Below are 13585 nucleotides of genomic sequence, written 5' to 3' on the forward strand. Positions count from 1 at the left end.
GCGGCGCCGCGCCCGGTCCCTGGATCTTTGCCGTGAGGTAGTCCAGTGGAACGAGCGATGTATCAAGTACAACTACTCGGCCCGTTGAAGCTCCTGCGTGCGGAACGCGAGCTGCGGGCCGGCGGTCCGTTGCAGCAGGCCGTCCTGGCGATGCTGGCGCTGCGCGCGGGGCGCCGGGTCGGGCCGGACGAGCTGGTGGACGGCCTGTGGGGCGACGCTCCGCCCAACCACGCGGTCGGGACGCTGCGGAACTACGCCTACCGGCTCCGCGCGGCCATGGGCAAGGACCAGGACGTCCTGGTCTCCGCGCAGGGCGGCTACTTCCTCAACTTGCCGCCCGAGGCGGTGGACGTGGCACGTTTCGAACGCCTTATCCAGGACGCCGGGGACGCGAGTTCCGAAGGCGACCTGGTCAAGGCCCGTCAGCTCTACGAGCAGGCGTTGCCGCTGTGGCGCGGCGTCCCGCTCGCCGGAGTCGCCGGGCCGCACGCCCAGCGCACCCGTGATCGGCTGCAGCAGTTGCATCTGGACACCCGGCTGGCCGCCCTCCGCTGCGCCGATGGCCTGGGCGACCATGCCCGCGTCGCCGCCGAGCTGGAGCCGCTGCTGGCCGCGCATCCGCTGCGCGAAGACCTGCGCGCCCTGCACATGCGGGCGCTGCACCGGGCCGGACGCACCGCCGATGCGCTGGCCGCCTTCACGCGCGCCCGGCGTGTCCTCGCCGATGAACTCGGCATCGATCCGGGCCACGAACTCACCAACCTGCGCGACCAGATCCTCACCGGCCAGAATCCTGCCCGTCCTCAGCTTGCAAGACCAGGCCCGGCGTCCGCCGCCGCGAGCGCGGGACGCCCGTTGGCGCGGCCGCGTCAGTTGCCGCCCGTGCCTGCCGATCTGACCGGACGCGACGACCTTCGCCAAGCGGTCACCGACGCGCTCGCACCGGGCCGCGATCATGTCCCGGTCGCCGTCCTGAGCGGGATGGGAGGCGTCGGGAAGTCCGTCCTGGCACTGGACGCGGCCCACCGCCGCCACGCCGACTACCCGGACGGCCAGTTGTACGCCGACCTGGACGCCGCGCCCGGCGAAGTGCTTCTCGATTTCCTCGTCGGGCTGGGGATGCCGCTCGCGGACGTCCCGGCGACGCTCAGCGCTCGCGCGGCGGCCTACCGATCGCTTCTGGCCGACCGCCGGGTCCTGGTGGTTCTGGACAACGCGTCCGGCACCAGCCAGATCCTGCCGCTTTTGCCCGCCACTCCCGGAACCGCCGCGCTGGTGACTTCCCGGCGCCGCGTCCTGCCCGTCCCGGGCGCTCGCCGGTTCGAGGTGCCGTTGCCGACCGAAGCGGAAGCGGTTGCGATGCTGTCGCGGTTCGCCGGTCCCGAGGTCGCCGCGTCGGCGCAGGAGCGCGCCGAGCTGGCCCGGCTTTGCGGACGCCTCCCGCTGGCTCTGCGCATCCTCGGCACCCGGATCGCCGCGCGTCCTGAACGCGGCCTGGCGGCGATGCTCGCCCGGCTGTCCGATCCTGAACGCCGCCTCACCGAACTCCGCGCCGGGGATCTCTCGGTCGAGGCGTCCCTGAAGCCGGGATACGCGGCGCTGGCGCCTGATCAGGCCCGCGCCCTGCGGCGCTGCGCTCTGCTCCCCGCCGCCGGGTTCGGCCTCCCGGCGGCCGCATCCCTGCTGAACCTTCCCGAGCCGGACGCCGAAGACCTGCTGGACCAGCTCGTCGACGCCGCCCTGCTGGAGCCGCACGGCATAGACCACTACCGCGTCCATGATCTGGTCCGGCTGTTCGTCCAGCAGGCGGTCCGGCGCGAAGAGCCGGCTGGTCAGACCGCGCTCACGCTCGTCCGGTAACGAGGAAGCCCCTCGACCGCAGACGGGTCGAGGGGCATCCGCGCAAGAACCGTCAGGCGGCGGCTGCGGCGGTCTCGGCGGTCGCCGTCAGGACGGCCCGGCCGAGGATGTGGCCGGACATCATGAAGCCGAGCAGCGCCGGGGTCGCGTCGGCCGGGACGCCGATGGACTCGACGTCGAGGGCGTGCACCACGACGAAGTAGCGGTGCGGGCCGTGTCCGGCGGGCGGCGCCGCGCCGATGTAGCGCGCGGCGCGGGCGTCGTTGGGGAGCTGGAACGCGCCGCCGGGGAGGCCGGAGCCGGTGTCGTCCCCGGCGCCCTCGGGCAGCTCGGTGACGGTCGCGGGGATGTCCGCGACGGCCCAGTGCCAGAACCCGGACCCGGTGGGGGCGTCCGGGTCGTAGACGGTGACGGCGAAGCTCCTGGTGCCCTCGGGAGCGCCACTCCAGGACAGCTGCGGCGACAGGTCCCTGCCGCCGGGGACGCCGGACGACATCTGCTCGGCCGGCCAGGCCGCGCCGTCGCCGACGGCGCTGCTGGTGACGGTGAAGGAGGCCGCTTCCGGAAGGCGGGCGAAGGGGTCGTTGGCGCTCATCGAATGCTTCCTCTCGGTGTGTCGATCGCGGCCGCGGCGATGCCGGGAGGCTGCCGCGGCCGAACATCATCGACCATAGCAGCAATAATCGATTATTTGCCAAATCGTCTATGATGACCGCATGACCCAGACGGCCCACGGCTCGTCCCCGGCGGGGAAGCGGATGCTCTCCGAGCAGGTGCACGCCCACCTGCGGGACGCGATCATGCGCGGCGACCACGCCCCCGGCGACCCCCTCAAACCGCAGGACATCGCCCGCGAGCTGGGCGTGAGCCTGGCCGTCGTGCGCGAGGCGCTCGTGCGGGTGGTCGGCGAGGGCCTGGCCGACCGGCTGCCCAACCGCGGCTTCGCCGTCCCGGCCTTCTCCGACCGGCGCTGGCAGGAGGTCGCCGAGGCCCGCCGGACGATCGAACCGGTCATGCTGCGGATGTCCATCGAGCGCGGCGACCTCGACTGGGAGGCGCGCGTCCGGGCCGCGCACCACCGCCTCGTCCGCACCGCTCCGTACGCGCCCGAAGAGGGCGTGAACTACACCGAGGCGTGGGCCGAGGCCCACCGCCTGTTCCACCGCGCCCTGCTGGAAGGCTGCGGCAACCCCGTCCTGCTGGAGACCTTCGACCGGCTGTGGACCGCGAGCGAGCTGGCCCGCCGCTGGTCGGCGCACCGCAGACCCGACCGCGACGGCGAGGCCGAGCACCGCCGCCTGGAAGAGACCGCCCTGGCCCGCGACGCCGACACCGCCGCCGAAGTGCTCACCCGGCACCTCACCATGACCGCCGCCGCCCTCACCGAGGACACCCCGCCCTCCCCCTGACCGCCCCCACGACCAAGGGGCCTCCGGCGCGCTCCCGGCAGCGGCTCAGGAGGTGTGGACGCGGTGGCCGGACAGGACGCCTATGACGCGCTCGGTGTCGGCGGCTTCGATCATGCGGTTCTTGCAGGACAGGTGGCCGCCCATCAGGGAGAACCTGAAGTCGGTGGCGCGGACGAGGTCGGCCAGTTCCGCGGAGAGGGCGGCGCGGAAGGCGGCGTTCCCGGGGGTGGTCTTCTTGGCGAACTTCAGTTCCATGTCTTCGCTGTGGATGAAGAGCTCTTTCAGGCCGGCCGCTGCAGCCGCCGCTTCCAGGCGCGGTGAACGGATGCCGTCCATCGTCAGGTGGATCTCGATGGACGCGTCGGATGCGCGCCTGTCCGGTGGAACGGGCGCTTGCCAGACGTCCTCGAACACGAAAATGATCCGGTTGTAGAGCAGGCGCACTCCGTTGGAGGCGGTTACCTCTGGGTCCCAGAAGGGGGACGTGGCCTTGCCGCCCGCCGCTTTGGCGATGCGGTAGAGGCGGATGCGGAAGCGGAGGTGCACGACGAATCCGGTGAGCGCGAGGAGCCCGAAGAACAGGCCGACGGACGCGCCTCCGCTGAGGTTCAGCCCCTTCCCGAGGTGGGCCACCGTCCGGACGAGTCCGAAGACGAAGGTGAACGCGGCCAGCGCGCCGAGTATCGCGGCCTGCATCCACGGGTAGCCGACCTCGTCATCGTCCGACCCGGCGCCTTCGCGGGCGCGCTCGATGAGGTAACCGGCGACGACCCAGGCTCCGGCGGCGAGGACGGCTCCGGCGCACGCCGCCCACATGCGGTCGAGCCCCCAACCGGCGAACAGCGGGAAGATCGGTATGGCCACCACCAGCATCGTCACGAACGCCAGCACGAAATCCGCCGACCGCCGCTTCATCGACCAGCCCTCTCCGTCGCCATCGCGGACAAGGGCAGGATGTCCGGAGCCGCTTTGGGCCCGGTATGGCCTCGGTATAGGCCCGGCAGGGCGCCGGGGCAGGTTCCGGCGAACCAGAAGGGGCTCCCCGGCAGTCCAATACAGAGGAGATCGGCGGACGAGGAGGGGACGAGGCGGTTCGGTGGAGTTCCGGGTGCTGGGTCCGTTCGAGGTCACCGTCGCGGGACGGCCGGTCGCGCTGGGCGCGGGCAAGGCCCGGCTGCTGCTGGCGCTGCTGCTCGCGGCGGCGAACCGTCCGGTGAGCGACGACCGGCTGGTCGACGGGCTGTGGCCGGACGGCCCGCCGCCGTCGGCGCGCAAGAACCTCCAGGTGTACGTCCACCAGCTGCGTGGCGCGCTCGACGACCCGGGCCGGATCGCCCGCCATGACCTGGGTTACGCCCTGACCGCCGCCGAGGACGAGGTGGACGCCCAGCGTTTCGAGGCGCTCCTCGCGCGCGCCGACCAGGCCGAAACGCCATCGCGAAAGAGGGCGCTGCTCGGCGAGGCGCTGTCGTTGTGGCGGGGCGACGCCTATGCCGGGCACGGCGACGCGGCGTGGTTGCGGGACGAGTCCGTCCGGCTGGACGAGCTGCGGCTCAAGGCGCTGGAGGAGCGCGCCGAGCTGGAGCTGGCGGCCGGCGGGCACCGGCGGCTCGTGCCGGAGCTGCGTGCGCTGGCGCGCGCGCATCCGTTCCGCGAGGGCCTGACGGCCCAGCTCATGCTCGCCCTGTACCGGTCCGGACGGCAGGCCGAGGCGCTGGAGATCTACCAGGACGCCCGGACGGCGCTGGCCGACGAGCTTGGCCTCGATCCGTCGCCGCGGCTCGGCGACCTGCACCAGGCCGTCCTCACCGGCGATCCGCGCCTCGACCTGCCGGCGCCCGTGCGCGAGGCCCCGCCCTGGCACGGACCGCGCTGCCCCGTTGAGGAGCTCGTCGGGCAGCGGCCGGAACGCGAGGCGCTCGCCGCGCTGCTGGCGTCACCGCGGCTGGTGACCGTCACCGGCCCGGGCGGGGTCGGCAAGACGACGCTGGCGCTGCGGGCGGCCGCCGACCTCGCCGAACGCCGCGGCGCCGAGGTCGCGGTGATGGCGCTGGCCGGCCTGTCCGAGGGCGACGACCTGGTCGGCGAGCTGGCGTCCCTGCTGGAGCTCGGCGGTAACGACACCGATCCCGCGGGCGCCGTCCAGCGGCACCTGCGCGGGCGGCGGGACGTCCTGCTGGTGCTGGACAACTGCGAGCATCTGGTCCAGGCGTGCGCGCGGCTGGTCGGCTGGCTGCGTCCCGCGTGCCCTGACCTGCGGATTCTCACGACCAGCCGGCGTCCGCTCGGCGTCCCCGGCGAGACCGTCCGTCCGCTGGAGCCGCTGCCCGTGCCGACCGGCGACTCGGACGCGACGCCCGCCGTGGAGCTGTTCCTTCGGCGCGCGCGGGAGGCCGCGCCCGACCTCGACATCGCCTCCGCACCGGACGCGGTGGCGCGGATCTGCCGCGCCGTCGGCGGGCTGCCGCTCGCGCTGGAGCTGGCGGCGGCGCGGCTGCGCGCGTTCGGCCCGTCGGAACTCGCCGGCCACCTGGAAGGGGACCTGGGCCTGCTGTCGGTGCGAAGCGGTGGCGCGGACCCCCGGCACCGGACTCTCGAAGCCACCATCGGCTGGTCGTACGGCCTGCTGGACGCAACGGAGCGGCTCCTCCTGTCCAGGCTTTCGGTGTTCCGCGACGGCTTCACCGCGCACGCGGCCGCCGAGGTGTGCGGCGATCCGCCGCTCGACCGGCGCAAGGTCCCGGCGCTGCTCGCCTCGCTGGCGGACGGCTCGCTCGTCCAGCCCTCGCAGGAGACCGCGCGTTTCCGGCTGCTGGAGACCGTCCACGACTACGCCCGCGACCGCCTCGCCTCACAGGACGACCCGGCGGACGACTCGCAGGACGACCCGGTGGACGTTCTGCGCGACCGGCATCTCGCCTACTGGCTGGAACGCGTCCGCCGCATCCACGCCCTGCCCGACCACGACGAGCAGCTCGAAGCGCTGCGCGCTCTGTCCCGCGAGGTCGGCAACCTCCGGGCCGCGCTGTTCCACGGCCACCAGGCCGGACGCGCCACGCAGGCCGCCGAACAAGCCGCTGCGCAGGCCGCCGAGCTGACCGTCCTGCTGGACCGGTTCTGGAACATCGGCGCCGCGCACCTGACCGACTTCGAGCGCTGGGTCCGCCAGGTCCTCGGGTCGGTGCCGCCCTCGGCGAGCGGCCTCCCCCGCGCGATCACGCACAGCTGGCGGGGCGAGTTCGCCGCCGCAAGCGCCCTGCTGACCGGCGGACCGGGACGGCGGAATCCGGCATCCGCGGTGACCTTGCTGGCACTCGAATGCCTGTTCCGCACCACGAACCCGCGCGCGCTCGCCGAGTACCCCGCCGTCCTCGACCGCCTCGCCCCCGAGGACCAGCCCGAAGGGCTCACCCGGACGGCGAGCCGACTGCTGGAATGGGGACGCCCCGACCTCGCCGCGCCGCTCCTCGACCGGCACGACGCGCTCACCACGCCCGGGCCCGCGATGCCCCGCCACCTCGCGATCTGGAGCCGCTGCCTGCTCGCGATCCGCCAGGGCGACACCACCGGGACGGGCCGGTGGGAGTCCCGTGTCCTGGACGGCCGCGCCGTGCCCGCCGCTCTCCGGCACCGCTTCGCGCGGATCTCCGCGCTGCGACTCCTGGCGGACGGCAACCCGGGTGCGGTGCGGCGCCTGCTCCAGGACTCGGTGGAGGAACTCGGGGCCGCCTTCCCCGGCAGGTACGGCGCCACCTTCGTGCTGCGCGGCCTGCTCGCCGAGGCGCTGCGCCGCCTCGGCGACCCCGGGCGGGCGCGCCGGGAGCTCGGCCGCGCGCTGGACGAGGCCCGTCCCGCCAGCGACTACCTGTTCGCGCTCCCGCTCGCCGTGACCGCCGCCCTCACCGCGGCCGACCTCGGCGACGACCAGGCGGCCCGGTCGCTCGCGGCGGCCTGGCAGGCGGTCCGCGTCCCCGCGGGCTTGGCCGCACCGCTCGGCCTGGAGGACCAGGTGCGGGACACCCTCGGCATCGACCCCGCCCCCACTCCCCCGGCGCTGCTCCACACCTGGTCCGAGGAACCCCTTCGCGCGCTCCTCGAACAGGCCCGCGGCTGGACGCAGGCCCCCGACGAACCCGTCCCGTTCACGACGGTCGCGTCCGTCCAGAACGAGTAGGACGTCCCGGCACCGGACACCAGACCGTCTCGCTACAGAGACGGGTCGGCGAGTGCTTGGGCTGCGGCTTCGGGCGCGTAGGCCGCCAGCGCCGACACGAGGGCTCGGAGGTCGCGGCGAGTTTCCGGAGCGAGCGAAGCCTTGCGGGCGACGTCCAGTTCGTTCGCCACGGTGAGGACGACAAAGTCGTTCAGGTCGGTCGCGTCCAGGGGGACGACCTCACCGGTGAACCGGTCGGTGAGCGGAAGCGGCGTTTCGCCGAGGCGGGCGTAGGTCTTGGTCCGGTCGCATGCGTCGTAGAGGTAGACGAGGCTTTCGGCCTCGTCGCCGATCGCCGCTTGGAGGCGATCCCGTTCGTCGAGCGGCAGTAGCGCGTGCGGGAAACCGTCCGTGCCGTAGGCGGCGTGGCAGAGCGCGACGAACTGCAGGCGCCGGCTCCCGCCCCACTCCCGCACGAGGTCGCGGACGCGCTGGAGGTGGTCGAGGAGGTTGCCGCCCGGGTGGTCGACGCTTCCGGCGCCCAGCTCGCGGAGCAGGGCGAGTGCGCGCCATTCCGCGGCGGCGGTGGCGATGGTCTCGGCCAGCTTCACCGGCTGGTCGCGGGCGATGAGGTGGCCCGCGTCGAGGATGCTCGTCGCGGTGGCGTGCGGAGCCAAGCGCACCAGGCGGTCGGCTTCGTCCGCGGTGATGGACGACCCGACACCCGCCCGGACGAGCAAGATCGGCACGTCCAGCCCGGCGGTGATCTCCCGCAGCCGCGGCGCCTGCGCGAGGGTGTCCTCGACCAGCGGGCCGAAGTCGCCGAGCACGGCGCCCGAGGCCAGGAACGCGCGGACGCGGTCGGCGTCGGGGTCGGGAACGACGTCCACCAGCACCAGGCCGTCCACCTTCGCCCGGACCGCCGGGTCGGCGAGGGCCGCGAGCGCGGCGAGCCCGCCCAGGGACGCGCCGACGACCACGCATCCCGGTGCCTCTTCGGCGAGCATCGCGGCGGCGTCGGCGGCGAAGGGCGCCAGGGCGTGCCGCGAGCCGTCGCTGTCGCCATGTCCGCGCTGGTCGTAGGCCACGCACCGGTATCCGGCGGCGGTCAGGACGTCGATGACCGGTGTCCACACCTGGCGGCGCTCGCCGCCGGCGTGCAGCAGCAGGACCGTCGGGCCGTCGCCGGTCTCCTCCCCTCGCAGCAGGGCGTCGGGGCGCGCGAGGTTCCGTGTCCGGGATGCGGTGCGAGCGACCATAGAGAGACCTCTCCGCTACCTTGTGGCATCAAGGTAGGACGCTAGGAGGCTTGCCTTGGCCTGTCAAGGTAAGCTTCCGGCATGACCACCCCGCGCGTGCGCCGCGCGCCCGACGAGGCGCGGCGCCTGATCCTGGACGCCGCCGAGGGGCTCCTCGCCGAGGGCGGCGTGGCCGCCGTCCAGGTCCGGGCCATCGCCGCCCGGGTCGGCATGACCGACGCGGGCGTCCACCACCACTTCGGCACCCGCGACCGGCTCCTGGACGCCCTGCTCCGCCATGGCGGACGCAAGATCCGCGCGGGCATGGAGGAGGCGCTGGCGTCCTGGCTCGACCGCGGCGCCGACCTCGGTGAACTGGTCGAGAGCCTGGCGTCCTTCTACCGCCGCGGCTACGGCGAGCTGGCCGTCGCGCTCCACGCCGCCGGGTGGCGCGACGACGGGTCCGGGATGCTCGACCCGGTCGTCCACGCCCTGCACGGCCTGCGCACCGACGGCGCGGGCATCGAGGACACCCGCCTGGCCGTCGCCGCGCTCCACCAGGCCCTCGCCACCGAACCCCTCTACGGTCCCGCCTTCCGCCGCAGCGCCGGCCTGGCGGCAAGTGACGACCCGTCCCCCCAGCTCCAGTGGTGGACCGGCCAGCTCGCCCGCACCCTCGGCCTCCGATAACCGGCACGCCCGGGCGGGGCGCGCTTGTGGGCGGGGCGCCGTTGTGATCATCTGGGGACGGGGCGTGGACGCCGAGGTGGGGCGGGTTGCTACGCTCGCGTCGAGGGTGCGGATTTCGTGCCACCTTTGATGACACGGGGGACAGCGACGTCGATGGACGGGATGCCGTGAGTGCGCCGCTCTACCAGCTGAAGGCGGAGTTCTTCAAGACGCTGGGGCATCCGGCGCGCATCCGGGTGCTGGAGCTGCTCAGCGAGCGCGACCACGCGGTGGCCGAGATGCTGCCCGAGGTCGGCATCGAGCCCGCGCACCTGTCCCAGCAGCTCGCGGTGCTGCGCCGCGCCGGGCTCGTCGTGTCGCGCAAGGAAGGCGCCACGGTCATCTACTCCCTGACCAGCCCGCGGATAGCCGAGCTGCTCGCGGTGGCGCGCGGAATCCTGACCGGAGTGCTGTCGGGCCAGGCGGAGCTGCTGGACGACCTGCGCACCTCCGGCGGCGGAACCCGCGCGTCCAAGTAGGCCGCATTCGCAGCGCACGCGTTCGCAGCACGCCCCGTTCGCAGCACGCCCCGTTCGCAGCACGCCCCGTTCGCAGCACGCCCCGTTCGCAGCACGCCTTCTTCGCTGCGGGTCTCCTTCGCTGCGGGTCTCCTTCGTCGCGGAATCCTGGTCGAGTCACTCTCAGCAATTGCTAATATATGCAATTGCGCATGACGGCAGGAGTCCTCGCGGCGGCCGGGCCGGGTGCGCCTGCCACCTGAGCCGCACCGCCGAGGACGCCATGAGAGAGCTGCTGCGCAAGATCCGCGCGACGGGCCGGGTCGCCGAGCCGGCGCCGGAGCGCCCGGACACCGCGGCCCTGGACCCCGCGACCGCGGCCAAGGCGCGCGAGCTGGCCGGATCGGTGCAGGTCAGGCACGTGGACGCCGGGTCCTGCAACGGCTGCGAGGTGGAGATCGCCTCCGCGTTCGGGCCGGTGTACGACGCGGAGCGGTACGGCGCGCGGCTGGTGGCCTCGCCCCGGCACGCGGACGCGCTGGTGGTGACCGGGCCGGTGACCCGCAACATGCGGATGGCGCTGCGCCGCACCTACGAGGCGGTGCCCGAGCCGCGCGTGGTGGTCGCGCTCGGTGACTGCGCCCGGAACTGCGGAGTGTTCGCCGGGGCTTACGGCGTGGAGGGCGCGGTGTCGGACGTGGTGCCCGTGGACGTGGAGATCGCGGGCTGCCCGCCGCCGCCCGAGGCGATCGTGGCGGCGCTGCGCGGGCTCACCGGCCGATGACCGCGGCGGCGTTCGCGGCGGCCCTGGCACTCGGGCTGCTCGGCGCTCTCGCCGGGATGGCGGCGCCGCGCCGCGTCCGTCCGTTCGTGGCGGGGTCGTGCACGGCGGCGTCCGGGGGCGCGGGGGTCGTCGCGGGTGTCGCGGCGCTCACCGGGCACCCCTGGACGGCGTGGTTGCCGCATCTGCTGCCGCTGGCCGGGACGCGCCTCGCCATCGACCCGCTCGGCGGGCTGTTCATCGCCGTGACCGGCGCCGTCGGCGTGTGCGCGGGCGTGTACGGGATCGCCTACGCGCGTCCGCTCGGACGGGCCGTCCAGGCGGTGACGCCGCTGTTCCTGGCGGCGATGCTGCTGGTGCCCGCGGCGGCGAGTGTGAGCACGTTCCTGCTGGCGTGGGAGCTGATGGCGGTCGCGTCGCTGCTGCTGGTGCTGGCCGAGCACCGCCATCGCGCGAGCGTGCGGGAGGCCGGGCTCTGGTACGCGGTGATGACGCAGGCCGGCCTGGTCGCGCTGCTCGGCGGGCTGGTCGGGTTCGCGGCGGCGGCGCACGGCGAGTCGTTCGCGCGGCTGCGCGAGGCGGGGCACGCGCTGTCGCCGGGAGTGCGGGCGGCGGTGTTCCTCGCGGTGTTCGCCGGGTGCGCGTCGAAGGCCGGGATCGTCCCGCTGCACGTGTGGCTGCCGCGCGCGCATCCCGAGGCGCCCGCGCACGTGTCGGCGCTGATGAGCGCCGCGATGGTGAACCTCGGCGTGTACGGGGTCGTCCGGGTCGGGTTCGACCTGCTGGGCGGCGGGCCGGTGTGGTGGTGGCTGGTCGTGCTCGCGGCGGGCGCGGCGTCGGCGCTGTACGGCATCCTCCAGGCGGTCGTGGCGACCGGCCTCAAGCGGCTGCTGGCCTATTCGACCTGCGAGAACATGGGCCTGGTCCTGATCGGGACGGGCGCGGCCGGGCTGCTCGCCCACGCGGGGGCGCACACGCTCGCGGCGCTGGCGCTCACCGCCGCGCTGCTGCACGTGGTGAACCACGCGGCGTTCAAGACGGTGCTGTTCCTGGCGGCCGGATCGGTGGTCCGCGCGGCGGGCACCGGGAACCTGGACGCGCTCGGCGGGCTGCGGACGCGGATGCCGGTCACGACCGTCCTGTTCGGGGTGGGCGCGCTCGGGGCGTCCGCGCTGCCGCTCGGCAGCGGCTTCGTCAGCGAGTGGCTGCTGCTGCAAGGGCTGATCAAGGCGCACGGCTCCGGCGGGACGCCGATGGCGGTCACGATGCCGCTGGCCGTCGCGGTCGTCGCGCTGACCGCGGGGCTCGCCGTCGCCACGTTCGTGAAGGCGTTCGGCGTGGGCTTCCTGGCCCGTCCGAGGAGCGATCAGGCCGGGTCGGCCGCGGAGGTTCCGGATGCGATGCTGCTCGGCGGCGCCCTGGCCGCCGCATGCTGCGTGCTGCTGGCGCTGGTGCCGGCGGCCGTGGTGCCGGGGGTGGCGCGGGCCGTCCGCGTCCTGGTGCCGGGGCCGGACGCGGTGACCGGCGCGGCGACACTGCGCCTGCATGGTGTGGCGAGCACGCTGTCCCCGCTGTGGATCGCGGTCGCCCTGGCGGTCGCGCTGGCAGTCCTGCGGCTCGGCGTGGCCCGGCGCGCGCGCAGGAAGGCGCGGCTGTGGGACTGCGGCATGGGCCCGCTGTCCGCTCGGATGGAGTACACCGCGACGTCGTTCGCCGAGCCGCTGCAGCGCGTCTTCGAGAACGTCCTCGCGCCCGAGACCGGCGTCCACGTCACCCCGCTCGCCGAGTCGTCCTACCTGGTGGAGCGCGTGACCTACCGGGCGCGGGTCGGCGACCGGATCGAGCGGCGGCTGTACCGCCCGGTGATCGCGGCGGCGGCCCGGTGCGGGGAGGGCGCGCGGCGGCTGGCGAACGGCAGCGTGCACCGGTACCTCGGCTACGGGTTCTGCGCCTTCACCGGCGTCCTGATCGTCCTGGCGGTGACGCGGTGACCCCGGCCGGGGCGCTCGGCGCGGCCGCGCAGGTGGTGCTGGTCGGCGCGGGGTCGCCGCTGCTGGTCGGCGCGATGCGGCAGGTCCGGGCCCGGATGGAGGGACGCGCCGGGGCGGGCGTCGCGCAGCCCTGGCGCGACCTGCGCAAGCTGCTGCGCAAGGAGGCCATCGCCGCGGACGGCACGGGCCCGCTGTTCCGGATCGCGCCGCTGGTGCTCGCGGCCACGGCGCTCGTCGCCGCCGCCGTCGTGCCGATCGCGACCACCGCGTCCCCGCTGGACGGCTCGGCCGACCTGTTCGCCGTCACCGCGCTGCTGGCGCTCGGCACCGTCGCGCTCGCGCTCGGCGGGCTGGACACCGCGACCGCGTTCGGCGGGATGGGCGCCAGCCGCGAGATGGTCGTGCTCGCTCTGGTGGAGCCGACGATCCTGCTGTCGGTGTTCGCGCTGTCCGGACGGGTCGGGTCCACCGACCTCGGCGCGATCGTCGGGTCCGCGCTGCACCGGCCGGAACTGGTGGTGTCGCCGGTCAGCCTGCTCGCGGCGGTCGCGCTCGCGGTCGTGGTGATCGCCGAGACGGGCCGGATCCCGGTGGACAACCCGGCCACGCACCTGGAGCTCACGATGATCCACGAGGCGATGGTGCTGGAGTACGCCGGGCCAGACCTGGCGCTGGTCGAGTGGGCGTCGGCGATGCGGCTGACCGTGCTGCTCGGGCTGTTCGCCAACCTGTTCGCGCCGTGGGGCATCGCGGACGCGTCGGGCGCGATGCCGCCCGTGATCGCGCTGCCGATCGCGATGGCGGTGTTCACCGGGAAAGTGGCGCTGCTCGGCGGTGCGCTGGCGGCGGGAGAGGTGTTCATGGCCAAGCTGCGGATGTTCCGGGTCCCCGAGCTGCTGGCGGGGTCGTTCGTGATGGCGCTGCTGGCGGTCGCCGCGTCCTACTTCCTGGCCTGAAGGGCGGTCC

11 protein-coding genes are annotated in these 13585 nt (G+C 74.2%); 8 read left to right on the forward strand and 3 right to left on the reverse strand.

All coding sequences use genetic code 11. The features are described from left to right. Positions 1-84: 84 nt before the first annotated feature. The gene (locus tag FHU30_RS38745; RefSeq protein WP_253882576.1) at positions 85-1860 is read left to right on the forward strand and encodes an AfsR/SARP family transcriptional regulator; all 1776 of its coding nucleotides are present in this window, start codon (positions 85-87) and stop codon (positions 1858-1860) included. 52 nt (positions 1861-1912) lie between these two features. Here FHU30_RS38745 and FHU30_RS38750 read toward each other — a convergent pair whose 3' ends face one another. After that, complete coding sequence (locus FHU30_RS38750) at positions 1913-2455, reverse strand: YbhB/YbcL family Raf kinase inhibitor-like protein (protein WP_253882578.1); 543 nt, start codon at positions 2453-2455, stop codon at positions 1913-1915. 121 nt (positions 2456-2576) lie between these two features. Between FHU30_RS38750 and FHU30_RS38755 the strand changes: the two genes are divergently transcribed. After that, positions 2577-3269: a GntR family transcriptional regulator gene (locus FHU30_RS38755; protein ID WP_253882579.1), complete on the forward strand. Its 693-nt coding sequence runs from the start codon at positions 2577-2579 to the stop codon at positions 3267-3269. A 45-nt stretch (positions 3270-3314) separates the two neighbouring features. On the opposite strand, the gene FHU30_RS38760 is transcribed toward FHU30_RS38755, so the two are convergent. Beyond that, a complete protein-coding gene (locus FHU30_RS38760) occupies positions 3315-4184 on the reverse strand; it encodes a hypothetical protein (protein WP_253882580.1) in 870 nt (289 codons plus the stop codon). A 193-nt stretch (positions 4185-4377) separates the two neighbouring features. Between FHU30_RS38760 and FHU30_RS38765 the strand changes: the two genes are divergently transcribed. Continuing rightward, complete coding sequence (locus FHU30_RS38765) at positions 4378-7443, forward strand: AfsR/SARP family transcriptional regulator (protein WP_253882582.1); 3066 nt, start codon at positions 4378-4380, stop codon at positions 7441-7443. Positions 7444-7475: 32 nt separating this feature from the next. Here the strand turns inward: FHU30_RS38765 and FHU30_RS38770 are convergent, their stop codons facing one another. Further along, complete coding sequence (locus FHU30_RS38770; RefSeq protein WP_253882584.1) at positions 7476-8681, reverse strand: alpha/beta fold hydrolase; 1206 nt, start codon at positions 8679-8681, stop codon at positions 7476-7478. An 81-nt stretch (positions 8682-8762) separates the two neighbouring features. Between FHU30_RS38770 and FHU30_RS38775 the strand changes: the two genes are divergently transcribed. The 5 genes from FHU30_RS38775 to FHU30_RS38795 all read left to right on the forward strand — a co-directional run bounded on the left by FHU30_RS38775 (position 8763) and on the right by FHU30_RS38795 (position 13575). After that, positions 8763-9350, forward strand: coding sequence for a TetR/AcrR family transcriptional regulator (locus tag FHU30_RS38775; protein WP_253882585.1), 588 nt, complete (start codon positions 8763-8765; stop codon positions 9348-9350). Positions 9351-9517: 167 nt separating this feature from the next. Further along, positions 9518-9868 carry an ArsR/SmtB family transcription factor gene (locus FHU30_RS38780; RefSeq protein WP_253882591.1) on the forward strand — a complete coding sequence of 117 codons (351 nt, stop codon included), beginning with the start codon at positions 9518-9520 and terminating at the stop codon, positions 9866-9868. Positions 9869-10130: 262 nt separating this feature from the next. Further along, positions 10131-10631: an NADH-quinone oxidoreductase subunit B family protein gene (locus tag FHU30_RS38785; RefSeq protein WP_253882593.1), complete on the forward strand. Its 501-nt coding sequence runs from the start codon at positions 10131-10133 to the stop codon at positions 10629-10631. After that, positions 10628-12619, forward strand: coding sequence for a proton-conducting transporter transmembrane domain-containing protein (locus FHU30_RS38790; RefSeq protein ID WP_253882595.1), 1992 nt, complete (start codon positions 10628-10630; stop codon positions 12617-12619). Before FHU30_RS38785 ends, FHU30_RS38790 begins: the two co-directional genes overlap by 4 nt. Then, positions 12616-13575, forward strand: coding sequence for a respiratory chain complex I subunit 1 family protein (locus FHU30_RS38795; RefSeq protein WP_253882597.1), 960 nt, complete (start codon positions 12616-12618; stop codon positions 13573-13575). The genes FHU30_RS38790 and FHU30_RS38795 overlap by 4 nt, the downstream gene beginning before the upstream one ends. Positions 13576-13585 lie beyond the last annotated feature (10 nt).

This window comes from Actinomadura rupiterrae, assembly GCF_024172125.1.
GTDB classification, from domain to species: domain Bacteria; phylum Actinomycetota; class Actinomycetes; order Streptosporangiales; family Streptosporangiaceae; genus Spirillospora; species Spirillospora rupiterrae.